A 26,918-nucleotide genomic window follows, 5' to 3' on the forward strand; every position below is an offset into this window, starting at 1 on the left:
ATGATAGATAACTACGACTCTTTTACTTATAATTTAGTCCAGTATTTACAATGTTTGAAAGAGAAAGTTTTAGTCTACAGAAATGATTCTATAACAATAGATGAAATAAGAAAATTAAATCCAGATATGATAGTTTTATCACCAGGTCCATGTACTCCAAATGAAGCAGGTATTTGTATAGATGTTGTGGACAAGTTTAAGGGTAAGATACCTATTTTAGGAATATGTTTAGGCCATCAGACAATAGGACATGTTTTTGGCACTAAAGTTGTTAAGACATTAGAACCTGTTCATGGAAAGGTACACCCTATAAAACATACCAACAAAGGAGTTTTTAAAGGCCTAAAAAATCCCCTTAAAGTTACTAGATATCATTCATTAATATTAGACAAGAATTCATTACCTGATTCATTTGAAATAACAGCAGAGACCTATGAAGGTGAGATTATGGGAATAAGACATAAGGAATCATTAATTGAAGGAGTTCAATTTCATCCAGAGGCTATATTAACTGAAATGGGTATGGAACTTTTAGAAAATTTCCTAAAAGAATCTAAAAGGGAAAAAAGTAGGTGTTACAATGCTTATTAAGGAGATAGATACAAGTCTAGACAGTTTCCAAATATATACACTTTTTAAGGAAAATAAATATAGCTTTTTTCTAGATAGTGGTATGGACCACGGTAAACTTGGAAAATATTCTTTTATTGGCTTTGACCCATTTCTAGTCTTTAAAAGTAAAAATGATGTTATACATATAACAGAGGATGGTAAGAAAGAAACTTTTTATGGAAATCCATTCAATAAATTAAAAGAAGTATTAAATAAATATAAAATGAATTATAATTCTAGATTCCCATTTATAGGTGGGGCAGTAGGCTATTTAGCATATGATTTATGTCACCATATAGAGAAGCTTCCAAGAACTGCAGTTGATGATGTAAAAATTCCTGATAGTTTTTTTGGATTATACGATGGTGTAATCATTATAGACCATACAGATAAGAACAGAGTGTATATAGCTTCTTTAGGTATTAAGGATTTACCAGAAAAGATTATTAAAGATATTGAAAGAACAATAAAATCTGGTGAAGAAAAAGGAGTAAAAATAAATATAAAAAATAAAAGCAAAAATATAGAATTTAAATCAAACTTTAGAAAAGAAGAATATATAAATGCAGTAAATAAAATAAAGGATTATATTAAAGCAGGGGATATATATCAAGCAAATTTAACCCAAAGATTTGAATGTGAAATAGAACAGACACCCTATGAGCTTTATGCCAAGCTTAGGAGTATAAATCCAGCTCCTTTTGCAGCTTTTATGGATTTTGGAGAGGGTCATATTGTAAGTAGCTCGCCTGAAAGATTTATTAAATTAAAAAATAGAATAATAGAAACAAGACCAATTAAAGGCACTAGACCAAGGGGTAAAACTCTAGAAGAAGATAGAAAAAATAGAGAAGAGTTATTATCAAGTGAAAAGGATAAAGCAGAATTATTAATGATAGTAGATTTAGAAAGAAATGATTTAGGTAAGGTATCAGAAGTTGGAACAGTAAAGGTACCGGAATTATTTACATTAGAAGAATATTCTACAGTTTATCATCTGGTTTCCACGGTAACAGGAAAATTAAAGGATGAATGTGATCCTATAGATTGTATAATGGCAACATTTCCAGGGGGATCAATTACTGGTGCTCCAAAGATAAGATCAATGGAGATAATTGATGAATTAGAACCAACTCAAAGGAATGTCTATACTGGCTCTATAGGGTATATAGGCTTTAATGAAGATATGGATTTAAATATAGCAATTAGAACAATAGTTTGTAAAGATAATAAGGCATATTTTCAGGTTGGTGGAGGAATTGTTTGGGATTCAGAAGCACAGCTTGAGTATGAAGAGACATTACATAAAGGGAAGGCATTAATGGAAGCCCTAAATAGTTAAGATATTGGGGTGGTTGTTTTGTATATTTCAATTAATGGTAGGTTGGTTAAAAAAGAAGAAGCTTCAATATCCCCAGAAAGTGAAGGATTTATGTATGGTTATGGATTATTTGAAACTATAAAGGCTTATAATGGAAAACCTATATTTCTAGATGAACACATAATTAGATTAATAAATGGATGTAAATCTTTAGATTTAAAACTAGAAATTGATTCTAAAAGAATAAAAAAAATATGTAATGAGGTAATTAAAGCTAATAATATTAACTATGGAGCAATTAAGATTGTTTATACTGCTAATAAAGGTAGTTATTATTTTATAGTAACCACAAGGAAAATAAGTTATAAAAAAGAAGATTATTTGAAAGGTTTTAGGCTATGTTTTTCTGATATAAAAAGAAATCCCTATTCACCATTAACCTATATTAAGTCTAACAATTATATGACAAATATTATAGCTAGAAATAAAGCTTTAAAAAGAGGATATAATGAGGTTATATTCTTAAATGTAATGGATGAACTTTGTGAAGGATCTATTTCAAACATATTTTTTGTTAAAGAAGGTATTATACATACGCCTTTAATAGAATGTGGCCTATTATCGGGAATTACTAGGCAAAAAATTATAGATATTGCTAATAATCTTAACTTAAAAATAGAAATAGGAAGATATAGAAAAGAAGACATATTATCTGCCGAGGAAATATTTATAACTAATTCTCTAATGGATATAATGCCAGTATCTAGGGTAGAAGATATAGAATTTAGTATGGACAAAAATGAGATTTCTAGATTATTGATAAGGGAATATAAAAACAAATTAAAGGAAGATGCCAATGCTTAATACTAAGGTTTTAAATGGAAAACAGAATGTTGTAAAGGTTGGAAAACTTAATATTGGTGGTGATAATCCTCCTGTCTTTATAGCTGGACCTTGTTCAGTAGAATCTAGGGAACAAATAATTAATACAGCAATGGCATTAAAGGAAATAGGTGTTAACATATTAAGGGGCGGTGCATTTAAACCTCGTACAAGCCCATATTCATTTCAAGGGTTAGGAGTGGAAGGATTAAAATATTTAAAAGAAGCAGGTGAAATGACAGGTTTACCAGTGGTTACTGAGCTAATGGATGAAAAGAATATAGGTGTAGTATCTGAGTTTGCTGACATTATACAAATAGGGTCAAGAAATATGTACAATTATTCCCTTTTGAAAGCTGTTGGTAAAGTAGACAAACCTATTCTATTAAAAAGGGGAATGAGTGCAAGTATAAAAGAATGGATAATGGCTGCAGAATATATTGCATATTATGGAAATGAAAATATTATCTTATGTGAAAGAGGAATAAGAACCTTTGAAACTTATACTAGGAATACTTTAGATTTATCAGCTGTACCAATAATGAAAAAGGAAGCAGGATTACCGGTAATAGTTGACCCAAGCCATGGTACAGGAATTAGGGAACTGATAAAGCCTATGTCAAAGGCAGCGATTGCTTGTGGTGCAGATGGTCTTATGGTAGAGGTACATCCTAACCCTAAAGAGGCTTTAAGTGATGGGAAACAATCTTTAAATATTGATGAATACAAAGAACTATATAAAGAGGTTATATCAATAATTTAGTAAAAGCAAAAAACGGTTACTACCAAAAGTAACCGTTTTTTTTGTTGTAAATGGGGTTAGGCAAGAATAATTGAATTATTTTGTTATCTGGTAAAAAATGGTGAAAAAGAGAACCGTCCCTGTTTGCATATCTTGAAAATAATGTCGAATATGCTATGGAAACTAAAATTTAAGAATTAAGTTTAATTATGGTAAAATACAATAGAACGGGAAATTTAATTAGAATTTGGGGGGAATATATGTGAATAAAGATTTGATGACTGAACTTACTCATATGGGAAAAAAGTCCCACATTAATAATCCTAAGGTATTACCAATTTATTTAAGCTCAGTTTTTTCCTTTGATGACATTGAAACCCTTGATAAAATATATAATGGTGAAGAAAAAGGGTACATATATTCTAGAATTAATAATCCTATTTATGATTCTTTAAGCGAAATTATGGTAAGTATAGAGGGGGGAGAAGCTTGTAGAGTTTATTCAACAGGGATGGCAGCTATTACTACAACTATTTTATCCCATGTTAAACAAGGGGACCATATTATAGCTGATAGTGTTTTATATGGAGGAACACTCCAATTTTTTAAGGAAGAATTAAGTAGATTTGGAATTGAAGTTTCCTTTATAGATTTTAGAAAGGATGATATAGAAAAGCATTTTAAGGAAAATACTAAAATAGTATATACAGAAACTATTTCCAACCCATTAATGGAAGTAACTGATATAGAGAGAATAGCTAAAATTTCACATAAATATAACGCTAAACTTGTAATTGATAATACTTTTGCTACTCCAATTATATGCCAACCTTTAAAATTAGGTGCTGATATAGTAATTCATAGCGCTACTAAATATACTTCAGGCCATAGTGATGTAATGGGAGGAATCGTAGTTTCTGACAGTGACACAATAGATAAAATTGGGAAAATAGGTACAATATATGGAGCCAGTTTAAGTCCATTTGATGGTTGGTTACTCATAAGAAGTTTAAGAACATTAGAACTTAGAGTTAAAAGACATTCTGAAAATGCTATTAAGCTGGCAAGATATTTTGAAAATAATAAGAAAATAAAAAGGGTTTATTATCCAGGTTTAGAAAGTTTCCCTTATCATAATATGGCAAAGAAAATTTTTAGTAATGAAATTTTTGGAGGAATGTTAAGTATAGAGATAGAAGGGGGATATGAGACAGTAAATAAGTTAATACAAGCCTTAAAAGAGGTGAAATTTGTACCTAGCCTTGCAAGCTATGATACTACTGTTTCATATCCAGCAAAAACATCTCATAGAAATATGAATAAAGAAGATAGGCAAAGAATAGGTATAACAGATGGATTACTTCGTATTTCTGTTGGACTTGAAAATATAGATGACATTATTGAACAATTTGAAAAAGCTTTACAAAAACTTTAATAGTATTAGCAAGACTTTAGAAAGTGGTGGTCTGCTTTGATTTTAGATTGGAAAAAAATTTTAATACCTTATAAACAAGCAGTAGAAGAAATTGTTGTTAAATTTGAAAGTATAAAAAATGAATATAGGGAATTAGATAAATATTCACCTATTGAGTTTGTTACAGGGAGAGTAAAAAAGGTATCTAGTATCCTTGACAAGGCTAAGAAAAGAGGTGTACCTTTAGAAAAAATAGAAGATGAAATTGAAGATATAGCAGGAATCAGAATTATGTGCCAATTTGTTGAGGATATTGATAAGGTGGTAAGACTTATCAAGAGGAGAGATGGTAAGGATTTAAAAATTATATGTGAAAAGGATTATATTACTAATATTAAAGAAAGTGGTTATAGAAGTTATCATGTAATAATAAAATATCCTGTTCAAACTGCCTTTGGAGAAAAGGAAATATTAGCAGAAATACAAATACGTACTTTAGCTATGAATTTTTGGGCAACTATAGAGCATTCATTAAATTATAAATTTGAAGGGAATATACCACAAAACGTGAGGGAACGTTTGAAAAATGCCGCTGAAGCAGCCTTTAAATTAGATAAAGAGATGTCAGAAATAAGGGATGAGATAATGGAAGCCCAGGAGGCCTTTCAAGTAAAATCTACTCTAATAGAGGATATTTTAGAAAATATACAAAGTTTGTATTTTTCAGGTAAGGTTAATAGGATACAAAAAATACATGAGAATTTCCTTAAGCTTCAGCGTGAGGGTAACTTTGAAAATTTAAAAAAGTTTAACGAAGAACTACAAGAACTTATAAAAAAATATAAAATTAAGACTTTAATTTAAGTAATAAGGTGGTGCTTAAGCACCACCTTATTAAAATAGACATTTAATTAATTCCTTAAGAGAAATATTGGAAAAATAATTGTTTATATCAAAGAATGAAAGTGTTTTATATATTTCATCTTCAGAATGCTTAACTCCTTTAAGGGCATTTTCTATATGAGAAATATCATATTTTCCAAAGAAGTCACCAAATATTTTAACATCTTTTATTAATCCCTTTTCTACATTTAAATTAATTTCTACAGTTCCTCCTCCATACCTCATTTCCTTTTTAAAAGAATATTTTGGTGAACTACCAAAATTCCAATCCCATGTTTCGTATTTCTCTTTTACCAGCTTATTTATTTTAGCTATATCTGATTCTGTAAAAGAATAAAGGTTTTCTCCGCCATATGTATTTTTAATGTGTTCCATAATTAAGTCTTTAAATTCTAAAATAGTTAATGGTTCTTTTAGATGTTTAGTGATATTTGTTACACGACTTTTTATGGATTTTACTCCTTTATCTTTAAATTTAGATGGCTTTACTTTTAAAGCAGCAGTAAGGTCAGTCATATTTGCAGAAAAAAGTAAGGTTCCATGATGAAGGATCCTATTTTTATAATGGTATTGTGCATTACCTGAAAACTTTTTACCATCTATTGTTAAGTCATTTCTACCACTAAACTCTGCATTTACAGAAAGTTTTTTCAATACATCTATAATTGGCTGAGTAAATTTCTTAAAGTTACTAAAACTATTTCCAGTACTATCATTAAAGATAAAGGTAAAGTTTAAATTACCTAAATCATGAAATACAGCCCCACCACCAGAAAGTCTTCTAACAACAGGAATATTATGTTCTTTTACATAATCAAGATTGATTTCTGAAAGGGTATTTTGATTTTTTCCTACAACTATACATGGCTTATTTCTCCAAAGCATAAAACAGTCTTCTTTAAATTCTTTTAAAATATATTCTTCTGTTGCAAGATTGAAATATGGGTTTGTACTATCATTGTATATGTATATCATAAGAATTCCCCCTTTTTTCAAATTGATAAAAAAATAACAATCTCCTTTTAGTATAATAAACATTTTATACCAATTCAACTATGTCATGTAATTTTATTGAAATAAAATTACATGACATGTTTGCTTTTTAGAATACAGTGGTTTAAAATAAAACTAATTTATTACTTTTTTAGGAGGGTTAATATGGATTTATTAAAGGAAAAGATATTAAGAGAGGGGAGAATAGAGGAAGGTAATATATTAAAGGTTGATAGCTTTTTAAATCATAAATTGGATATAGACTTATTAAATGAGATTGGTAAAGAATTTAGAAGGAGATTTGACAATAGTAATATTACAAAAATACTTACAATAGAAACATCGGGAATAGCTATTGCTGCAATTACTGCTCAATATTTTGATGTACCAGTTGTATTTGCTAGAAAGATCGAATCTAAAAATCTAGATAAGGAAACATATCAAAGTGAAGTTTACTCATATACAAAAGGAAAAAAGTATAAAATTAAAATATCGAAAAGATATATAACTAATGAAGACAATATACTTATAATTGACGATTTTTTAGCTAGAGGAAAAGCAGTTTTAGGTTTAATAGATATTATTGAACAAGCGAGGGCAAATATTGTTGGCGCAGGCATTGTTATAGAAAAGGGTTTTCAAGAGGGAGGTAAAATTTTACGTAAGAGAGGAATTAATGTCAATTCATTAGCAATTATTGAATCAATGGGAAATAATAAAATAATATTTAAATAATTTTATAGCTAGGAATAATTAAAAAAATATAGAATTATAAAATAAAAAGATTTAAGGAGGTTTTTTTATGGAAAAGAAAAAAGTTTACATAACAAGAAAAATTCCCAATATAGGAATTGAGTTATTAAAGAAACATTTTCATGTTGAAATTAATCCGGAAGATAGACCTCTTACTAAAGAAGAAATAATGGAAAAGGTAGTTGACAAAGATGCTGTATTAACCCAGCTTACTGATGTAATAGATGATGAGGTTTTAGAAAAGGCACAAAAAAAGACAAAAATATTTGCAAATTACGCAGTTGGATTTAATAATATAGATATTGATGCTGCAACTAAGAGGGGTATACAGATAACAAATACTCCTGATGTGCTAACAGATACTACTGCTGAACTTGCATGGGCATTACTATTTAGTGTAGCAAGAAGGGTAGTAGAGGGACATAAGTACATAAAAGAGGGTAAATGGCAAGTGTTTTCTCCTAACTTACTTTTAGGCCAAGATATATATGGGAAAACTTTAGGAGTAATTGGAGCCGGTAGAATTGGTAAGGCCTTTGCTAAGAAAAGTTTAGGATTTGACATGAAAATTTTATATCACAATAGAAAAAGAGATGAAGAGTTTGAAAAGGAATTAAATGCTAAGTGGGTAGACAAAGATACTATATTAAAGGAAGCAGATTTTATTTCTATACATGTTCCTTTAACTAAAGAAACTAGATATATGATTGGTGAAAGGGAACTTAAATTAATGAAGAGAAATGCAATATTAATAAATACGGCTAGGGGTCCTGTAGTAGATGAAAAAGCATTAGTAAAGGCTTTAAAAGAAGGAGAAATATGGGGAGCAGGGCTAGATGTTTTTGAAAATGAACCAGAGGTAGAAGAAGAGCTTTTAGAACTTGACAATGTTGTTTTAACCCCACATATTGGGAGTGCTTCTAAGGAGACAAGGGAAAAGATGGCCAAGTTAGCAGCAGAAAATATTATAGCAGTATTGAGTGGAAAGGAGGCAATAACTCCGGTAAATAGAGTATAAAAATATTTATTTTTAGGTGGTGATACTTTGAGCTATAACTTTGACCAAATTATAGAAAGAAAAAATACTAACTCTGCTAAATGGGACGGGTTAAAAGATGTATTTGGAAAAGATGATGTATTACCCATGTGGGTTGCAGATATGGATTTTAGATGTCCACAGCCAATTGTAGATGCAATAGTAAAGAGGGCTGAACATGGAATATATGGTTATCCTAAAAGACCAGTTTCCTATTATGAATCGATTATTTATTGGATGAAAAAAAGGCATAATTGGGATATAAAGGAAGAGTGGATCTCTTTTAGTCCAGGTGTTGTACCGGCATTAAATATGTTAATTATGGCATTGACAAATCCAGGAGATAAGGTTGTTGTTCAATCTCCAGTATATTTTCCCTTTTTTTCAGCAGTTAAAAATAATAATCGAGTACTTGTAAATAATGAGTTAAAGTTACAAAATGGTAATTATGTAATGGATTTTGAAAGGTTAGAAAAACAGATTGATTCAAAAACTAAGATGTTAATTTTATGTAGTCCACACAATCCAGTTGGAAGGGTATGGAGTAGAGAAGAGCTTAAAAGACTTGGTGAAATATGCTTAAAAAATAATATAATAATTGTTTCAGATGAAATACATTCTGATATTGTATATTCGGGATATAAACATACCCCAATTGCATCAATTAGTGAAGAGTTAGCTAAAAATACAATTACATGTATTGCTCCTAGTAAAACATTTAATGTGGCAGGTCTTTATACTTCAGTTGTTATTATACCTAACAAAAAGTTAAAAGATAAATATAAAAATATCCTTGAAAGAATTCATATAGGAATGGGTAACATATTTGGTATAGAGGCACTGGAGGCAGGATATAGATATGGAGAAGAATGGCTTGAAAATTTACTAAAATATTTAGAAGGTAATATTGAATATTCCATAAACTTTATTAATAAGAGAATTCCTAAAATAAAAGCAATTAGACCTGAAGGAACTTATCTACTTTGGCTTGACTACCGTGAATTAAAGCTTAGTAACAAAGAATTAAAAAATTTAATGGTAGACAAGGCAAAAGTAGGTCTAAGTGATGGGGCTATGTTTGGAAGTGGAGGAGAAGGTTTTCAAAGAATGAATATTGGGTGTCCACGTGAAATTATAAAGGAAGGATTAGAAAGAATAGAAAAGGCTATAAATCAGTTATAAATAAAAGCATAAGTAATACTAATTTTAGTATTACTTATGCTTTTATTTCTTTTTTTATATTTTCAGCAAAAGCCTTAGCTTTTTCTTCAATATTTGGAACTTTTAATATAGCGCCTTTATCATTTGCAGTTGCCATAATGCAGAAATAGGGTGGTAGTCTAAAGGTCTTATTAATATTTAATGCACTTATTAATTGTTTGGCTAAAGCATCACTTCCTGAATTCCCTGAAACAATAATTCCAAACAATGTTTTATTATAAAATTTTGTTTTTCTAAACAAAGCTGTTAATCTATTAATAACTGCAGTTAAATTTGCAGAAATAGCGTCATTATAATTAGGACATATCCAAATTATAGCATCAGCTTCTAAAACTGCTGGATAGACCTCTTCTACCATGATTCCCCCATAAAAGCACCTTTCCTGTTTACTATAATGTTTACACATTGTATAAGGGCAGCCGATACAGTCTCTGACAGTACCATTTTCGATATGAATCTCAGATATCTGATAACCCCTAAGGTGCTTTTTTACCATATCCCATAACATTAATGTATTTGATGTTTTGTGATTGCTTGAATGTAGTACTAAAATTTTAGGATTTTTTAATAGTTTGGGATTATCCTTAATCAACCTTTTTCCCAAACTTTCACACATTTTAAGACAAACATTTTCTAAAGGTTTATTTACTACTTTTTGCATTGTTAAAAGATTACATAGAGAACCTGTTGCTTCAACTAAAGGTCTTCCGGGAAAACGGCATCCAAGTTGGTTAGCGTGAAATATTATATTTTGGGCTGATGTTTTTGTAAATAATTCATTATGACTATGAGTTAAAACAACACCTGTTGAGCCTGATAATGCATCTTTACCTCTATTCCATAATTTTGTAAATATTTTAGAAAGTTCTATGTTAAAACCGGCGTTATTTAGTTGAACTGCAAAAACAATTTTTTTATTTCTTAAATCAGGTAAATTATTGACATTTTTTATCAAAATTGTATTTGTATTAGAAGTGGTAGCTTTAACCATTTTATATAACAATAAAGATGGATTTTCAGGCATAATTAAATATGTATTTTTCATACAATTTTTTCCAACCTTTCATAAGTATTTTTAATCTTCTTAAATAGTTCCTTAGGTAAATCAAGCCTTTCAAGTTCAGTACCTGTTTCAATTAGTCTGTTATTTGTCCCCATAAATACTCCACCTAAAAAAGTTGAACTATAATGCCATTTACCACTTATTGTGGCTAATATAGATAATGCACCAGATGATAATGCAGGGGCAATATAGGGCTTAAAACCTGTTTTTCTAACCTCAAGATTTGCCTTTAAAGCTTTTTTAGTAAGATATTCTGAAAGCTGGTTATTATAGTTTTTTATACTATCAGCAATTATTAACCCTTTTCCATGGGGACCAAAGGCTCTTCCTTCTTTTAAGTAATGTATAGTTGATTTGTCTTGTTTTGCATAATAACAAGCCCTTGCATGCATGACTCCTAAACCATATCCTCTTATTTGTTCTGGAGCTAATCCTTGAAAGTCTAGCTTATCATTACTATTCCTATTACTTTCCAAAAATACAACTTTACACAACAAATCAACTGGGTCAGATACCACTGAGAAAATTCCTTTAAAATTTTTATTCCTAGCCATTTTTGCATATTCTTTAATAATTTTTGAGTTATCTTTAAACTGAACCATTCTGACATCCTTAGTTTCATTACCAACAGGAGGAACACTTTTTGAAGCACAAAAGACGAACATATCACAGTCAAACAATTCTTCTTTTGTAATACCGTATACTTCAGGATATTTTTTATTATCAAAAGGAGATAAAACTTGATTCATTTCATATTCCCATCTTTTTACTTTTTTTGGAGTTCTATCATAAATTCCAATACTGGAAATATAATTACCTCCAATAAGTCTTAATCCTGTAAGAAGCATTCCACCTACATCACCTAATGCTAAAATATTAATTCTCCATTTTTTAGGATATGAAAGATTAAGAGATTCTTGCCAATTAGGATAAGAAGTATTTATAGATACTACTTTCAGTGAATTAACTTTTTCTTCAATCCAGCTTGGAATATTATAACTTGTATTTTCTTTTTGTAATAGTTCTACACTTTCACTTTTCATAAAAAGTAATGAGGGGTCTGAAATGGCAAAACTTCTTCTAGATTTTTTAGGGTCCATTTTAGTTAAAAAATATATCATACTATCACATTTGTTGGCTTCTTTCTCATCTATTTCTATTAAATTACTATACTTAAATCGGGAAAAAAGTATTTTATCTTTTAGTCTATAGTAAAACATCATATTTCACCTCATTTTTCAGTAGTTATATTTGTTAAGAAAATATAGCAGCGGAGAAAAAAATCCCCGCTTATTTTATCTTATTACCATATCCTTAATTCTTTTTAAATGTTCAATGTCATTTCTTAAATATTCAGATGGTTTTAAATTTAGATCATAGTCAATATTTTTACCTCTATCTGGACATCTTGGAGATATGAAAACTTCTCCTAAATGTCTAAGGGTTAAGTTTCTCTCATTAATATTTTGATACTCTTTCTCCAGGGTAGTTATTATGTCTAATGCATTATTAATACATACTTCTGAAAGATTATATACTGCATCTCTAGTAGTTCCCCTAATAAAAGATGGAGATGCATAAGGTAAAATAAAGTTAATAGAAGGAAGTAGATTTCTTTGAGGATTTAAGCCTCTCCATACGGTATCTCCACCAATAAAAGGGTAGAGGGTATTTTCTTTAAACCACACCCTTAGATTAGGGATAAAGTAAGCACTGTCCACCTCTCTATTTTGAATATCCATTAACTCTTTACCTCGACCAGATAATATACCAACTATTATCTTTCTAACTTTAACTTGTTCATTTTTAAGAAGAGGGTCAATAACTTTAATTCTATAACCTTTATTTAGTAAATCATCTACTAGGATTACTTCTCTATTAAAGGAATGTATCATTTTTATTTGATTTTCTAAACTCATATAGTATGGGAATGGTCCTATTGTAAAGTCTCTAATATTTGAACTAAATAATTTTTCTGTATGCATTGATTTAGTAACAGTATTTGGAACTATACAGCCATTTAAAATTGAACCAAAGGGTACACACATATAAGGTCCTAGTTTTCTAGGTTTTAATTGTTTTGTTGGCATATTATTTACTTCACATATTTTTTCAATTAATTTATCATACAATACATTTCTATCAAAGGATAATACAAGCTGGCCTGGGTACAATTTTGTAAGGGCTATTTGTAGATTTTTTCTTGTTTGTTGAATTACTTTTAGTACATTTTGGTTACTTCTAAAGGGTTCTTTAATTAATGTTTCTAAATCTAAATTAAGGGTACATGGATTACTCATATCAACAACTAACACGGGATTCTGTTTATTGACATAATGTAGTTCTTTAAATCCTTGAAGTTTTAGGTTTTCATATAGTGTTTCAGAGAAATAGTCTTCAATAATATTATGAAAGATAGCATAATTGTAATCTTTAGCTAAGCAAAATGCTAATGTTTCTGTAAGGAGTATTTGCTCTAAATTTTCATAATTATAATCTTTATCAATAAAGATTCCATCAATAGCAATTATTCTACCTACTGCGTTTTCTCTAATATATTCCGATATATTATTATTTTTGAATTCATGAAATAGCATACTTGAACGTACCCAATGAAAAGCGGAAAAACCTATAATTTTTCCATTATTGTTGATATCCCTTATTATTATAATCCTTGGAGATAGCTTAGATTTAAGGTTTTTAAGCTTAGTATATGCATCTTTGCTGTTTTTGAAAAATTGCGAAACTAGAATATCTAATAGACCTTCATCTAAATCGTCAAATACTTCAATATCAAGGGATTTAGTTTGTACAAGTCTTTTATACTGAGGTTCTCGTCTATATAGACCATACTCGTATATATATTTCTGTGCAAGGGAATCAATTAGTTGTGAAATATCTCTATTTTGGTCAATATAATTTCTTATTCTTGTAGAACTAATGTCCTCATACTGAGGTGGTAGAGATAATCTAATTATTTCACCATTAATTTTATTAACTGCTTTTTCAAACTTTATATCATCATCTTCTGTTGACAGAAAACTTCTTCTTTTAAATATTATATGAGGGAAGTTATGAATTGAATATTTTTCAATTTTTTTCTTATAGCATGATGCATTTAATACAACATCTGTTCCAGCAACTATATATACTTCATAGTTATTAAAAATTTCCTTTAAAACCTTTAAGTCATTAGGATTTGCAATATTAACCTGTATATCTTCAGGAAAAAGATATATATCAAGTTCATCTGCAATTGACATATTAATAATTCTTCTTCTCAACTTATGGGGTTGAGTTCGTTTAGACCATGAATACTCATCTACTGCTAAATATACTTCAAATCCCATATCTCTAATTTCTTTAGCTATTTTTTTATGACTTAATGAAAATGGGTCAAAGCTCCCTGGGAAAAAGGCAATTTTTTTACTATGGTTAAGTTTAATCTCACCTTTAAAAAATACATAATCAGATATAAACCTATATATATGATTTAGTGCAGCTGAGTTATTAAGGAAAAGTAACTCATTTTCATCTTTGTTAGTTAATAATGTTAGTATCTTTTTAGCTATATATTGGAAAATCTCTCTTTTTTCTTCAAGATTTAATTCTTTTGAACCAAAAATATCCTTTCCAATGACACTAAAGGCTTCTTGTTTTACTTGAATATCATAGTTTACTAGGCCTGTTAAGAGAATTCCAAGCATTTTAATTAGGCGTTTTTTATATTTTTTTTCTTCCTCATCAAAAAAGTTTTTATATTTTGGATAATGTTGGATTGCTACACCTATTGTTTTAAGAAGTAAAAGACTTATCTGAGTATTTGATTGCCTAATTTTTTCTTCAAAATCATCTATTAATTCATCAAGTTCTACAGGGTGAAGGTACAACATTATCTGACCAAGATAATAAGGAATATATTTTGTAAATTGATAGCCTTGCATTTCTAAAGCACGTAATAACTCTACTGTAACATCATTTCTTTGATCTAATGAAAGGGATGGAATAATTTTAACTAAAGCTTCTCCTGCATGATTTCTAACATTTTCAATGGCACTTACTTTTACAAGATTACAGAAGTGCATAGCTGTATGAAGTCCTGTTCTTTTTGGTGATTTAATAACTTCCTCAAGTAAAAGTTCTATATGAATCTTTTTGCTTATCCAGTTAGTAGCACTTTTTAGATTTTTTAAGAATAAATCAGGTATTTTATCTTTATCCTTTTTATAAAATGATTTATATTTGTCTAATATTTCTTTATTTATTTTTAAACGTTCAGCAATTTTTAATTTCAAGAAGTTTTCTGCAGGGACATCACAGTATACTATATTTTTAGTTAACATATTTTTTAGTTTGTTTACAAATAAATTATTTTTATCTAATCTAAATAGAAGATTATATGTTCTTTCAAGGGCAGCAAGCCTTATTTCTAAATCTTCACTATTTATCATTTTTAAGACAAATTCAAATAGTATTTCCATTGGTTTATCTATAGTGTTAATATAGGGAATATATTTTACACATTGAAGTAAATAGAATTGGATGTTTTTATCTATATTTTCTGTACGTTTAAAGTATTTTAATAGTATGTTTCTATATTCAAGTTTTTGACTATCTTCGCAGTGCATAAATAGAGCAGAGATCATATTTCTAAGATTATAACCAATCCATTCTCGATGTATTTCGATTATTTTATGGTCTGGATATAGAAAGAGTTTTATATATTTGTTTAGAAGTTCACTACTTGTTATTTCTGGTGGTTCTAATTCTACATCCTTAGGAACTTCTTTTCTATATTTTTCATCAAATTTTGCAATAAGAATTCCTATTAATTCAGCACACTGTTTCCTTATATCTCCTTCTTTATGAATAAGCAATTCATATAAAAAGTTAAGTGTGATTAATTTTTGCTTTTGAGTTAGATATGTGGAGTATTCCTCAAAAATCTGAAGATAAGCCCTTAATTTTTTCCAGTCATTCTCGCTTCTTGCAAGTTCTAAAATTGAATTTAGTGATGAAACATTTTTTAGTTTATTCATTAGATGTATGTTGTGATCAATTGAAAGATATTTAAGGTTTTCAACAATTTGATTTCCATGTATTAAGGAATAATACTTTTTCTTAGGTTTATAATCATAATCTTTTCCTAATTCAACTTCTACACCAAGGTTTATCATATAGTTTTCAAAATCCTTAAGCTTAGCATACACACGTCTATATCTTTTTTCCTTTGTTTCATCAACGTTATCAAGCTTATTTAGAACTATATCAAAGGATTCTTTGAGGCTATATACATACATTTCTTTACTTCCATCTTTTTTTCTTTTATTTTTAACTCTAAAATCTGAATATATAAGAATTAATGATTCAAGAGATAAGTTTTCAAGTTCTAAATCCCAAGTTGAATGATTAGTCGCAATATGACCTATATATTGAATATTATGTCTTTTAAACCATAGGTCAGTATAGTAGTAATGAAGATATGGTACTCTTTTTAGCTCAGGTCCCTTACAGCCATATTTACCAATATCATGACCTGCAGCGGCTCCAGATACACGACCTAAATCAACGGGTAAGCCTATTTTAAATAATTGTCTTCCAATATATAGGGCTAAATGATGAACACCACATATATGGTCTAAAGTATTATGCCTTGTTATTTCTTGGCTTAGTTTCATCATTTCATATACATAGTTATCTCTAAAAACTTTTTTAAATTTTTTATACTCATTTGGATTTACTAAATTATTTTCTTCATCTTCTGTTAGAAAGTTTAAGGGATATTTGCTTTGACATGTATTGTTATTTGATGTTTTTTCAAATTCTGAGAACACCCTTAGTATTTCTAGATAAACAATACAAGCTATATCTAAATCTTTATAAAAATCTATGTCTACAGCACAGGGAAATGAATTATTTAATGAATACTGATATACATAGTTTAGCCAATCATTCGGTAGCTTCTTACCAGATAGTTCATATAGCATATCATGGCAAAAGTTAAGAATTCTTTTACAGCTGTAATCTTTTTCTTCTACGATTTTCCCGATATCCTCCATTATTGAAGGACTTTTAATAAAGTTTTTAACAACTTTGTAGCTTCTTAAATCTTTTCTTATTAAATTTAGATTTAACAATTGATTAGATAGTTTATGATATATAGATAATGCCGTTTTATTACTCATGTAATACCTCCCTAAAGACAGTAAAAACTGTGAAAATGTTTGCTGTTATGTGTATTATATAATATTTTTTTATTCTTTTCTATAGAAGCTATTGAAGGATTAAAGATTATAAAAAAAGATGGTCTTATTTGACCATCATTAAGATTAAACACATATTTGTTTTTTATAACACATAAGAAATTCTAAATTCCCTTATGTGTTTCAAAAAAGTCACCTTAAGAGTCTTCTATTTAAAATAGAAGACTTTTTTACATACTTTTGCTAAATCATAGGCAGCTTTCATACCTGATTCTAGTGCACCTTGTTGCCAACCGTGATGTACTGAAATATGTTCACCTGCAAAGAAAACCCTTAAGTTATATTCAGGTTTAGTCATAGCATATGAAAAGACTCGCTTTTGCTCAGGTTGGAAAAAGCATACTGCTCCTAAGAACCATTGTAAATCATTCCAGTTTATGCTTTTATAGTCGATAACAATATCATCTAGATAATACTTTGGAAGCCCATGGACAAGCTCTACCTGTCTTTTGATTTCTTCAAATCTCCTTTCTTCATCTAAATTCCCAAGGCGGATTGCATCAAGGTTAAAATTATAGGATGCTAGAAGAACACCGGGCTCATATGGGGAACAACCCTTCTTATATTTTCTTTTAAATGTATTTAAATCATAACATTTACCATGGTCAGAAGGATACCATATAGTAGTAATAGGAAGGTCAGTATATGAGCCACCACCTATTATTCTTTTATTAGGTGGTCCTTCTTCCCAAAACCTTTTTTTACATAAAAATAGTGTTCTTTGTGATGTAGCATAATTAACTTCCCTTATTGCTTGCATTTTTCTGTTAGAAAATCCAGGATATATATCTACATTCCTTAGACTACTAAAGGGAATTGCACAGATAACAAAGTCAAATTTTTCAAAAGAAGGTTTATTTAAATATTTATTATTATATTTTAAAATTACTTTATCCTTATCCTCTTGATATATTCCTTCAACTGGAGTACCCTGTTTAAAAACTATTTTACCTAATAAATTATTTGGAATTGAATATTCTTTAGGATAAGGATTTACTAGGGATTTATAAAATGCAAGGGGTAGCTTTATTAAGCCACCAACAATTTCGTATAAAAAGCTAAAATTTACTGCATATTCATCTTTAAGTAATTCAGTAAAAGCATAGTAAAAAAAGGCAGAATCAAAAGATGCTACACTTTGGATTAAGTTAATTGCTCCTTCACTTAGTCCAAGTAACTGACAGACATTTCTAACATTTAAAGTATCAAGATATACTATTTGCGGGTCATATACCTTTTTTATTTGTAATAATTCTTTTCTTACACTTTTAGGAATTTTAAGTAATCTTTTGCTATATATACATTCCAAATATTCATCAAAAGGAATTGTTCCCTCTATAGGAGTTAATTTAAATTTTGGATATATATATTTCATTATCTCATTACCATCATTCATTACTCTTGTATTTTGCACGTATATATAAGTATTTGGATTTGTCTGAATAAAGGGTCTAGTATCTAAATTAAAGAGGTTTATATAGTGCCAAGTTGCCTCATGGGATACAGGAATACGCATTGGTCCTAATTCTCCATACAAATCTTCAGTAAAATAATAAGTATATACTCTACCTCCAATTTTATTTTCTAAAGCTTCAAAAACTGTAATATTAAAGCCTAATTTCCGTAGTTCAAAGGCAGCAGAAAGTCCTGCTTCACCAGCACCAATTATAGCTACTTTTACTCCTTTACATTTTCCAGGGGGAAGTACAGAAGTTACATCTGGGGGTGGGCTCATTAATTTTATTATATTTTGAAGATCTTCTAGACGATTATTTTCTTTTAATGCATACTTAATTAATTTGTATCTTTCTTCTTTAGTTGGATTATTTGGTTGTGGAGGCATATAATTTTCAGACATAATAAAATCTCCCTTATTAAAAAAAATTTATGTCCAAAATTACCAATGATAGCTAAAAAATATATTTGGTGATAGGCATAAGAAAAAGGCTGTTGGAATTATAATATTCAACAGCCTTAAATTTCGTTACTATTTAACCTCCAAGGGTAATATCCTGACAGTCATACCATTTTAGTGCTTCATAAAAATGTTCCGGTTTAAAATCTGGCCAATAGTCATCTACAACATAAAAGTCAGCATATACGGACTGAATTGGAAGGAAACCACTTAATCTTCTTCTTCCTCCCCATCTAATTATCAACTCAACTCTAGATATGTCTTTAGACTGTAGGGAGTTGAGGAAATTTTTATTATGAATATTCTTTAAACAATTTCTGATGTCCCACTGCCAACCATAATTAACTAAAAAATTTACTTTTATGCTACCATTTCCAAAAACTTTTCTTTTTTTTGTAAATGGTAATAATTCTTTAGGGAACTTAGGAGATTTAGTATTTCCAACAACTAGAAGAGAAGCCTCTTCTTTAGATAGCATATTTACAGCCTTTATACAGGCTTTAGTGAAAGCTTTCGTTTGAACAGATGGTCTTTTAGTATTATCCATAGTAAAGCCATAGTATGTAACTTCCTTCACTCCTACTTTTTTACATAATCTGAAAAGCTCTAAGCCTGGCTTTAAGCCAAAGTCATAGCCATCTTCTTTATTCAATCCATTTTTTAAAGCCCATCGTCTGTTACCGTCAGGAATTATACCAATATGATTAGGGATTCTCATTTATATACCTCCGCTATTTTTTAGCTATATTATTAGCAAAATTTAGCTATATATACACAATAACCAAATATATTTAAAATTATTAGGATCAAATTATAGTATTAAAAAAATTGGAAGCAAAATGCCTCCAATTCTTGTTATTTACTATAAACTACTTATCAAATATATTATTTTCTATTTCTTTACCCGATTTTGTTGCTGCTACGCCCCCTAAAGCCGTTTCTCTAAGTTCATGGGGAAGGGATTTTCCTACATTATACATTGCTTCAACAACTTCATCAAAGGGAATGATACTTTTTACACCTGCAAGGGCTAGGTCTGCAGCAAGCATAGCATTAACTGTACCTGATGCATTACGTTTAGCACAGGGAGCTTCAACTAACCCTGCTATAGGATCACATACAAGACCCAAAATATTTTTTAGAGCTATGGCAGCAGCATTTAAAGACATTTCCGGTGTCCCACCTGCCATTTCAACTATTGCTGCTGCAGCCATTGCAGATGCTGAACCACATTCAGCTTGACATCCACCTTCAGCACCAGATAAGGTTGCATTTTTAGCAATAATTTGACCTATTCCTGCTGCTGTAAACAGAGCATTTATCATTGCATTTTCATCTAGATTTAACACTTCAGCTGAAGTAATAATAGAAGCAGGTAATATACCACAAGAACCGGCTGTTGGTGCAGCAATTATTTTACCCATGGCTGCATTAATTTCTGAACAAGAGAGGGCTCTAGCCATAGCCTTGTTAAGTGTATTCCCACATATAGTAGTCTTTTTAGTATTGATGTAATCGTTTACACGTTTAGCATCTCCACCGATAAGACCACTTATTGATTTTATTTCTCCATCTAATCCCTGTTTTGATGATTCTATCATAACTTTTAGATTTTCTTTCATTTTATTTCTTATTTCACTTTCTGATTTTTCAAGTACTTTACATTCATTTTGAACAACTACATCAGAAATTTTTATTTTTTTCTCTTTAGTAATTTTAAGAAGCTCATAACCAGTGTTATACATAATTACACCTCTTTTTTACGTAAATTTATAGCCCTAGCAGATATAATTTCGTTAATTTGTAAAATTTTCTTTATAGCTTCATTAGGTATTTCACTATCTGTTTCGATAACCATTGATGCTTCTTGACCCTTTCCCTTCCTATTAACCTTCATTTTACCTATATTTATGTTATTCGTAGCAAAAATAGCTGTAACCTTACTAATAATCCCAGGTCTGTCATATTGTCTAGTAATCAATGTAGGATAATCTCCTGTAAATTCCACTTTATATCCATTTATATTAGTTATAATAACATTTCCTCCACCTATTGAAGAACCAATTATTTCATCTTGTTTTTTGCCTTTTTTATAAAAAACTATTTTCACTGTATTTGGATGCCGATAACCTAAATCAGTTTCTACAAACTTTACTTTTATTCCTTTTTTATTAGCGATTTTTAAAGAGCCCCTAAGCCTTTCATCATATGGTTCCATTCCCAGAATGCCTGCAACTAAAGCTCTATCTGTTCCATGACCTTTATATGTTTTAGCAAAGGAACCATGAAGATAAAAAAGAACAGAATCAAAATCATTTCCAGAAATTTTACGTGCTAATTTACCTATTTTAGCAGCTCCTGCAGTATGGGAGCTTGAAGGACCTATCATAATAGGACCAAGTATGTCAAAAACACTATAATTATCCATAACAACCGTCCCTTCTAAAGGAGAATATGTACAACTAAATTTTAACATTTGAAAAGTATAATTACAACTGTATAAAATCCAGAAAAACTTAACAAATAAAAAAGCGAGCAAAGCTCGCTTCGCTAGGGGAACCTAGTTCCCATTAATTACTAGAAAAACTAATTTGAAACAGAAAATGTAAAATTAAAAACAGTAGTATAAACTTTAGGATAGTCTTACTTGGTTATTATAGTTAGGTTTCCAACCTCCATATCTATTTCAGCCTCTAACTTAGATTTAGCATCATTATAATTAGGAGAGTAGTAATAACTATCAGAGTAATCCCAATTTAAATTTTTTAAATTAGTATGATTTAATACTCCATCAAATGCTAATTTTACTCCTATATCCTCTGGAATAATAATTTTAATATTTGCTGCCCTAGATTCTATATTTACTTTAGAACTTTCCATAAGATTACCATAATTAATTTCTATGTTACCAGCTTCAACCTCTAAATCTGTTTCTCTAATTTTTAGGTTACTAAAGTCTAGGTTACCATCAATTGCTATAAGGTCTGCTCTTATATCCCAGTCAATATCGTTGTTTAAATTAAAACTATAGATTTCATTATTATATTTTTTGTGAGATTTTTGGTTAAACTTTATATCAACAGTGTTATTACGAAATTTAACATCATTTTTTACAATTGGATTTGGTACATCAGCATATATGAGATTATCATTTGTTTCCTTTATATCTATCTTTGCACCATTTAAATCAAGAATTAAATTTCCATGTTTAATATCCTTTCGTTCTTCTAATACTAGCTTTGAATTAGAAGATGTTTCTAATTTAAATTGAGTGTAGAATCCATAACCTATTATTAATGCAAAAAATAATATCCAAGTAATTATTTTAACATTTTTATTTTTATTGAAGATTAAATTTATCCCTAAAACTATAAAAATAAATGGCCATAAATCAAATAATGTATACCATATAGACCAATTAATTATTCCAAAGTTTCTAAGAATAAGAAATATACCAAACAAAACTAAAAAAAGTCCTAATATTAGATTTCGATTTTTCAACTTATTTTTTCCCCCTTTGGTTATATATAATATATAATCCTCCAAGTATTAAGAAAATCGGCCAAAGCTTATCAAAGTCGAACCAATAGAAAGTTTTCTCAATCAAAATTATACTTCCAGCCAACACCAAGATTATTCCAATTAAAACCTTATTCCTGTCTGAATGCTCAGTTGAACTAGTATTGTTATCTTTTTTTACTATTTCTGTATTTGTAACTTCTTGAACCTTACCCCTTTCTGGGATAATTATTGCGCAAATAATATATGCTATAATCCCAGCTCCTATAGCAAAACTAATTAAAACCCAAAGGATTCTTACAAGAGTAACATCTAGATCCAAATATTCTGCAACCCCTCCACATACTCCAGCTATAACTTTATTTTCTGTTGAACGATATAATTTTTTTTCCATAAGCAACCTCCTTAAAAAAACTTCTACTATTTAGTTATATTCTTAAGATATAAAATCCTTTACTATTTATAAAAAATATTGAAAATTAATATTTCTTAATATATTCCTTTAAATTAGTACCAGATTTTGTTTAATTTAATATATTAATAGTACCAGCATTTTGAAAGGGGGGAATAGCTTGCCTTATTCAGCCCGTGAACTATTAGCAAGAATAATTAAATGTGAAGCTGGGGGAGAAGGAGAAAGAGGAATGAAAGCAGTCGCAACTGTAGTAATGAATAGAGTTCATGCACCGTACGGGGAATATCGTAGGGTTGCTCAGGGAGACCTTCGTAAAGTTATATATCAAGAATGTCAATTTGATTGTGTAAAGGGAATTATAGGGGGAAGGTCAAATCCTCAAACAATATGGGCTAATCCTCCGGAAGATATACATTATGAAATAGCAGATTGGGCTTTAGCTGGGAATAAGCTTTATAATGTGGGTCAGTGCCTATGGTATATGAATCCATATCGTCCAGGCTGTCCTTACACATTTCCTTGGAATGGAACAGGAAGATATACAATTAAAATAAGAAACCATTGTTTTTATCAGCCAACTGAACGTTATAGAGACACTTAAGATGGCCTAAATTTTTGTAATTTATAAAGGAGGGATTTTAATGAGTAAAAGAAAAAAACAAAATGGAGATGAATATCAAAGACCAGAAGCAATGCAAAGAGAAGAGATGCCAGAAAGGCCTATGGGTCCTGAGATGCCACAAAGACCAATGAGACCAGATATGCCACAACCACCTATACCAACTATGCCAAGAACACCACAAATGCCTTACATGCCAACACCTTATACACCTTATTATGGATATCCTGGTGGAAGACCACCAGTTGTAAGGCCACCTCAATTTGAACCAGAGGTAGATTTTGAGTTTGAGCCAGGACCACCAGTAACTGCAAGTACCAATTATCTTCAAGGATATTTGAGAACCTTAATAGGTAGATTTGTAAGAATTGATTTTTTAATTGGTACTAACACTGTTGTAGACAGATCAGGTACTCTATTATCAGTAGGAATAGACCATGTAGTATTAAGAGAACCTGAATCAGATGATATAACTATAGCAGATCTATACTCTATAAAATTTGTTAAAGTATTTTATTAATTCAAAAAGGCTATTAAGTATTCCTTAACTTAATAGCCTTTTTTTATGAAAAAATAAAACTAATATAGCTAATAATAAAAATGAAGATAAGTAAATTTTCTCACAATTTGGTGAATAACTTATAAACTTATATATTCTTGATGAATACAAAGGCTTAATTTTTCATAGAATATCAGTATATCTAAAGAAATTTGTTTTTAAAGGAGAGTGGTGAATATTAAAGCTGTAATAATGGCCGGGGGAAAAGGAACAAGATTAAGGCCTTTAACCTGTGATATACCAAAGCCAATGGTTCCAATTCTTAATAAACCTGTAATGGAATATATTATAAACCTTTTAAAAAAACATGATATAAATGATATTGCTGTAACCATGGCATATTTTCCTTCTGTTATTACAGATTATTTTGGGGATGGCCAAGAATGGGGGGTAAACCTTAATTATTTTATTGAAGATGTACCTCTAGGTACAGGTGGAAGTGTTAAAAACGCAGAAGAAATATTAGATGATACATTTGTAGTAATAAGTGGAGACGCTTTAACTGATATAAATTTAAGAGAGGCTATTAAATTCCATAAAGATAAAAACTCAAAGGCAACTTTAGTATTAAAAAAAGAATCAGTTCCTTTAGAATATGGAGTAATAATAACGGATGATGAGGGTAGAATAGTAAGATTTTTAGAAAAACCAAGTTGGGGCGAAGTCTTTAGTGATACTATAAACACAGGTATATATATATTAGAACCGGAAGTTTTAGATTATTATAAAAAGGGAGACAATTTTGATTTTAGTAAAGACCTTTTTCCTAAATTGCTAAGGGATAAGGTACCAATGTATGGATATGTAACAGATGACTATTGGTGTGATATTGGAAACCTAAATACATATAAATTAACACAGTATGATATTTTAAATGGAAAAGTAAATGTAGATTTAAGCTTAAATAAAGTAGAAGAAGGAATTTGGATTGGAGAAGGAACAAAATTAGGTAGAAATGTAAAAATAATACCACCAGTTTATATAGGGAAAAATTGTATTATAAAAGATAATGTTAATATTGAACCATATACTATAATTGGACATAATTGTCATATTGAAAAAAATACATCTTTAAAAAGAAGTATAATATGGAATAATTCTAGAATTGGTAAGAAAGTAGAAGGTAGGGGAACTGTAATTTGTAATAATGTACACGTTAATGATAGGGCTAAATTGTTTGAAGGTTCAGCAGTAGGAGTAGGAAGTATAGTATCATCAAATGTTGTCATTAAGCCTAATATTAAGATTTGGCCAGATAAAAAAATAGAAGAGAATACAATCGTAAAACAAAATTTAATTTGGGGTACTAAGGCATCAAAAACATTGTTTGGATATAGAGATATATCCGGAAATATTAATATAGATATTACTCCAGAATTTGCTACACGTTTAGGGTCGGCCTTTGCATCTATAATGGATGATGAATCAACTATTATTGTAAGTAGTGATAATTCAAGTGCTTCTAATATTATTAAAAACTGTATAGCTTCTGGAATACTTTCAACAGGTGTGGGAGTTATTGACATTAATAATACTGCTATGCCTATGAATCGATTTGCAGTAAGACATTATAAAGCAAATGGCGGAATTCATGTAAGAATCGATTATTCAAATAAAAATAAAGTGCACATTGAGTTTGTTGATAAAAATGGTGCTAATATTGGTAGAAGTACTGAAAGAAAAATTGAAAATATTTTTAATAGAGAAGACTTTGAAAGATGTAATGGTGATAAAGTAAAAGATGTAATAAAAATCCAGAATTTTGCTTCATTTTATATCAAGAATGGAGGAGATTTATTAAAAGATATTTCACAGATAAAAAGGAAAAATCCTAAAGTTATTATTAGCTCAAGATCTCAAAATATAATTTCATTAGCTAAGATGTTCCTTGAATATATTGGATGTGAAGTTAATACGGAATACTCAATCGAAAAATATAATTCAGTAGATGAATATTTTTCATTTTTATCAAAACAGGTAAAAGACAAGAAAGCAGATATGGGGATAATATTTAGCGAAAATGGAGAAAATATTATACTAATTGATGATAAAGGAAGGGTTATTGATAAGGAAAAATATATTGCTGTAATTTCACTTATAACTTTAAAGATTGGAAATATAAAAAAATTAGTCATTCCTTATAATTCCCCTAAAGTTATTGAAGAAATGGCTAGAAAATATGACGTAGATGTAATTAGAACTAAATCAAATCCTTCAAACATTATAAACAGAATATTTGAAATATCAGATAAAAATTCGTTAATACAATATATATTAAATTTTGATGGAATTTGGGGAACAGGTAAAATTATTGATTTTCTTATTCAAAATGAAACCTCTCTTAGTAAAATAGCCGATGAAGTGCCAAATTTCCATTATGTAAGAGAAGAGATAGCATGTGATTGGAAAGATAAAGGAAGAGTCATAAGAGAGGTTATAGAAGAGAATAAAGATAAGGATATTGAACTTTTTGAAGGAGTAAAAATAAATGATAACAGAGGTTGGGCTTTAATACTTCCCGATAGTGAAAAACCAGTTTTTAACATATATGCTGAGGGATTTTCGGAAGAGTATGCACAAGAGTTATCAACATTTTATAGTGAAAAGGTAAAAAAATTATTAAAAAATCAAGGGCAATAATTGCCTTTGATTTTTTGACAGTAACTAAAAGATAAAAGATTAAAAAAA

At 29.4% G+C, this 26,918-nt stretch carries 22 protein-coding genes; 12 read left to right on the top strand and 10 right to left on the bottom strand.

The features are described from left to right. From BET03_RS12290 to yjbM, 6 genes are all read left to right on the top strand, one after another. Complete coding sequence (locus tag BET03_RS12290; RefSeq protein WP_279230404.1) at positions 1 to 591, top strand: anthranilate synthase component II; 591 nt, start codon at positions 1 to 3, stop codon at positions 589 to 591. Continuing rightward, positions 581 to 1,954, top strand: coding sequence for an aminodeoxychorismate synthase component I (pabB, locus tag BET03_RS12295; protein ID WP_120170596.1), 1,374 nt, complete (start codon positions 581 to 583; stop codon positions 1,952 to 1,954). Before BET03_RS12290 ends, pabB begins: the two co-directional genes overlap by 11 nt. Positions 1,955 to 1,972: 18 nt before the next feature. After that, the gene (locus tag BET03_RS12300) at positions 1,973 to 2,797 is read left to right on the top strand and encodes an aminotransferase class IV (RefSeq protein ID WP_120170597.1); all 825 of its coding nucleotides are present in this window, start codon (positions 1,973 to 1,975) and stop codon (positions 2,795 to 2,797) included. Next, positions 2,790 to 3,578 (top strand): 3-deoxy-7-phosphoheptulonate synthase, encoded by a 789-nt coding sequence (aroF, locus tag BET03_RS12305; RefSeq protein ID WP_120170598.1) that lies wholly within the window; start codon positions 2,790 to 2,792, stop codon positions 3,576 to 3,578. The genes BET03_RS12300 and aroF overlap by 8 nt, the downstream gene beginning before the upstream one ends. 241 nt (positions 3,579 to 3,819) lie before the next feature. Then, positions 3,820 to 4,992, top strand: coding sequence for a trans-sulfuration enzyme family protein (locus tag BET03_RS12310; RefSeq protein WP_243096938.1), 1,173 nt, complete (start codon positions 3,820 to 3,822; stop codon positions 4,990 to 4,992). A 36-nt stretch (positions 4,993 to 5,028) separates the two neighbouring features. Further along, a complete protein-coding gene (gene yjbM / locus BET03_RS12315; protein WP_120170599.1) occupies positions 5,029 to 5,835 on the top strand; it encodes a GTP diphosphokinase in 807 nt (268 codons plus the stop codon). A 30-nt stretch (positions 5,836 to 5,865) separates the two neighbouring features. On the opposite strand, the gene lplA is transcribed toward yjbM, so the two are convergent. Then, the gene (gene lplA / locus BET03_RS12320) at positions 5,866 to 6,849 is read right to left on the bottom strand and encodes a lipoate--protein ligase (RefSeq protein WP_120170600.1); all 984 of its coding nucleotides are present in this window, start codon (positions 6,847 to 6,849) and stop codon (positions 5,866 to 5,868) included. A gap of 183 nt (positions 6,850 to 7,032) precedes the next feature. On the opposite strand from lplA, the gene BET03_RS12325 reads away from it, so the two are divergent. The 3 genes from BET03_RS12325 (at position 7,033) to BET03_RS12335 (ending at position 9,838) form a co-directional block, all read left to right on the top strand. Continuing rightward, on the top strand, positions 7,033 to 7,602 hold the full coding sequence (locus tag BET03_RS12325) for a xanthine phosphoribosyltransferase (protein WP_120170601.1): 570 nt from the start codon (positions 7,033 to 7,035) through the stop codon (positions 7,600 to 7,602). A gap of 67 nt (positions 7,603 to 7,669) precedes the next feature. Then, positions 7,670 to 8,638 (top strand): 2-hydroxyacid dehydrogenase, encoded by a 969-nt coding sequence (locus BET03_RS12330; RefSeq protein WP_120170602.1) that lies wholly within the window; start codon positions 7,670 to 7,672, stop codon positions 8,636 to 8,638. A 27-nt stretch (positions 8,639 to 8,665) separates the two neighbouring features. After that, positions 8,666 to 9,838 carry a MalY/PatB family protein gene (locus BET03_RS12335; RefSeq protein WP_120170603.1) on the top strand — a complete coding sequence of 391 codons (1,173 nt, stop codon included), beginning with the start codon at positions 8,666 to 8,668 and terminating at the stop codon, positions 9,836 to 9,838. Positions 9,839 to 9,872: 34 nt separating this feature from the next. On the opposite strand, the gene BET03_RS12340 is transcribed toward BET03_RS12335, so the two are convergent. The 9 genes from BET03_RS12340 to BET03_RS12380 form a co-directional block, all read right to left on the bottom strand. After that, the gene (locus BET03_RS12340) at positions 9,873 to 10,922 is read right to left on the bottom strand and encodes a flavodoxin family protein (RefSeq protein ID WP_120170604.1); all 1,050 of its coding nucleotides are present in this window, start codon (positions 10,920 to 10,922) and stop codon (positions 9,873 to 9,875) included. Further along, positions 10,919 to 12,160, bottom strand: a complete 1,242-nt coding sequence (locus BET03_RS12345; RefSeq protein WP_183108857.1) for a lactate/malate family dehydrogenase — start codon at positions 12,158 to 12,160, stop codon at positions 10,919 to 10,921. Before BET03_RS12345 ends, BET03_RS12340 begins: the two co-directional genes overlap by 4 nt. Before the next feature lie 75 nt (positions 12,161 to 12,235). Next, a complete protein-coding gene (locus tag BET03_RS12350) occupies positions 12,236 to 17,125 on the bottom strand; it encodes a nicotinate-nicotinamide nucleotide adenylyltransferase (protein WP_120170606.1) in 4,890 nt (1,629 codons plus the stop codon). Positions 17,126 to 17,351: 226 nt separating this feature from the next. After that, positions 17,352 to 19,061 (bottom strand): flavin monoamine oxidase family protein, encoded by a 1,710-nt coding sequence (locus BET03_RS12355; protein ID WP_120170607.1) that lies wholly within the window; start codon positions 19,059 to 19,061, stop codon positions 17,352 to 17,354. Between the two features lie 133 nt (positions 19,062 to 19,194). Further along, on the bottom strand, positions 19,195 to 19,836 hold the full coding sequence (locus BET03_RS12360; protein WP_120170608.1) for an undecaprenyl diphosphate synthase family protein: 642 nt from the start codon (positions 19,834 to 19,836) through the stop codon (positions 19,195 to 19,197). A gap of 151 nt (positions 19,837 to 19,987) precedes the next feature. Beyond that, the gene (sdaAA, locus tag BET03_RS12365; RefSeq protein WP_120170609.1) at positions 19,988 to 20,863 is read right to left on the bottom strand and encodes an L-serine ammonia-lyase, iron-sulfur-dependent, subunit alpha; all 876 of its coding nucleotides are present in this window, start codon (positions 20,861 to 20,863) and stop codon (positions 19,988 to 19,990) included. Positions 20,864 to 20,865: 2 nt separating this feature from the next. Further along, complete coding sequence (gene sdaAB, locus BET03_RS12370; protein WP_120170610.1) at positions 20,866 to 21,546, bottom strand: L-serine ammonia-lyase, iron-sulfur-dependent subunit beta; 681 nt, start codon at positions 21,544 to 21,546, stop codon at positions 20,866 to 20,868. Positions 21,547 to 21,761: 215 nt separating this feature from the next. Then, entirely contained in the window at positions 21,762 to 22,619 is an 858-nt protein-coding gene (locus tag BET03_RS12375; protein ID WP_120170611.1) for a LiaF transmembrane domain-containing protein, read from the bottom strand. Between the two features lies 1 nt (position 22,620). Beyond that, complete coding sequence (locus BET03_RS12380) at positions 22,621 to 23,031, bottom strand: PspC domain-containing protein (protein ID WP_120170612.1); 411 nt, start codon at positions 23,029 to 23,031, stop codon at positions 22,621 to 22,623. 178 nt (positions 23,032 to 23,209) lie between these two features. Here BET03_RS12380 and BET03_RS12385 point away from each other — a divergent pair, with 178 nt between their 5' ends. The 3 genes from BET03_RS12385 to BET03_RS12395 all read left to right on the top strand — a co-directional run bounded on the left by BET03_RS12385 (position 23,210) and on the right by BET03_RS12395 (position 26,870). After that, a complete protein-coding gene (locus BET03_RS12385; RefSeq protein WP_120170613.1) occupies positions 23,210 to 23,653 on the top strand; it encodes a cell wall hydrolase in 444 nt (147 codons plus the stop codon). A gap of 40 nt (positions 23,654 to 23,693) precedes the next feature. Continuing rightward, positions 23,694 to 24,191, top strand: coding sequence for a hypothetical protein (locus BET03_RS12390; RefSeq protein WP_243096939.1), 498 nt, complete (start codon positions 23,694 to 23,696; stop codon positions 24,189 to 24,191). 231 nt (positions 24,192 to 24,422) lie between these two features. Then, entirely contained in the window at positions 24,423 to 26,870 is a 2,448-nt protein-coding gene (locus BET03_RS12395; protein ID WP_243096940.1) for a mannose-1-phosphate guanyltransferase, read from the top strand. Positions 26,871 to 26,918 lie beyond the last annotated feature (48 nt).

It is taken from the genome of Thermohalobacter berrensis, from assembly GCF_003609645.1.
GTDB lineage: Bacteria > Bacillota > Clostridia > Tissierellales > Thermohalobacteraceae > Thermohalobacter > Thermohalobacter berrensis.

What these genes read in the sequence shown, in the direction of transcription:
- BET03_RS12290 (WP_279230404.1), top strand. Translation starts at nt 1, where the DNA reads ATGATAGATAACTACGACTCTTTTACTTATAATTTAGTCCAGTATTTA.
- pabB (WP_120170596.1), top strand. Translation starts at nt 581, where the DNA reads ATGCTTATTAAGGAGATAGATACAAGTCTAGACAGTTTCCAAATATAT.
- aroF (WP_120170598.1), top strand. Translation starts at nt 2,790, where the DNA reads ATGCTTAATACTAAGGTTTTAAATGGAAAACAGAATGTTGTAAAGGTT.
- lplA (WP_120170600.1), bottom strand. Translation starts at nt 6,849, where the DNA reads ATGATATACATATACAATGATAGTACAAACCCATATTTCAATCTTGCA.
- BET03_RS12325 (WP_120170601.1), top strand. Translation starts at nt 7,033, where the DNA reads ATGGATTTATTAAAGGAAAAGATATTAAGAGAGGGGAGAATAGAGGAA.
- BET03_RS12330 (WP_120170602.1), top strand. Translation starts at nt 7,670, where the DNA reads ATGGAAAAGAAAAAAGTTTACATAACAAGAAAAATTCCCAATATAGGA.
- BET03_RS12340 (WP_120170604.1), bottom strand. Translation starts at nt 10,922, where the DNA reads ATGAAAAATACATATTTAATTATGCCTGAAAATCCATCTTTATTGTTA.
- BET03_RS12345 (WP_183108857.1), bottom strand. Translation starts at nt 12,160, where the DNA reads ATGTTTTACTATAGACTAAAAGATAAAATACTTTTTTCCCGATTTAAG.
- BET03_RS12350 (WP_120170606.1), bottom strand. Translation starts at nt 17,125, where the DNA reads ATGAGTAATAAAACGGCATTATCTATATATCATAAACTATCTAATCAA.
- BET03_RS12355 (WP_120170607.1), bottom strand. Translation starts at nt 19,061, where the DNA reads ATGTCTGAAAATTATATGCCTCCACAACCAAATAATCCAACTAAAGAA.
- BET03_RS12360 (WP_120170608.1), bottom strand. Translation starts at nt 19,836, where the DNA reads ATGAGAATCCCTAATCATATTGGTATAATTCCTGACGGTAACAGACGA.
- sdaAA (WP_120170609.1), bottom strand. Translation starts at nt 20,863, where the DNA reads ATGTATAACACTGGTTATGAGCTTCTTAAAATTACTAAAGAGAAAAAA.
- sdaAB (WP_120170610.1), bottom strand. Translation starts at nt 21,546, where the DNA reads ATGGATAATTATAGTGTTTTTGACATACTTGGTCCTATTATGATAGGT.
- BET03_RS12380 (WP_120170612.1), bottom strand. Translation starts at nt 23,031, where the DNA reads ATGGAAAAAAAATTATATCGTTCAACAGAAAATAAAGTTATAGCTGGA.
- BET03_RS12390 (WP_243096939.1), top strand. Translation starts at nt 23,694, where the DNA reads ATGAGTAAAAGAAAAAAACAAAATGGAGATGAATATCAAAGACCAGAA.
- BET03_RS12395 (WP_243096940.1), top strand. Translation starts at nt 24,423, where the DNA reads ATGGCCGGGGGAAAAGGAACAAGATTAAGGCCTTTAACCTGTGATATA.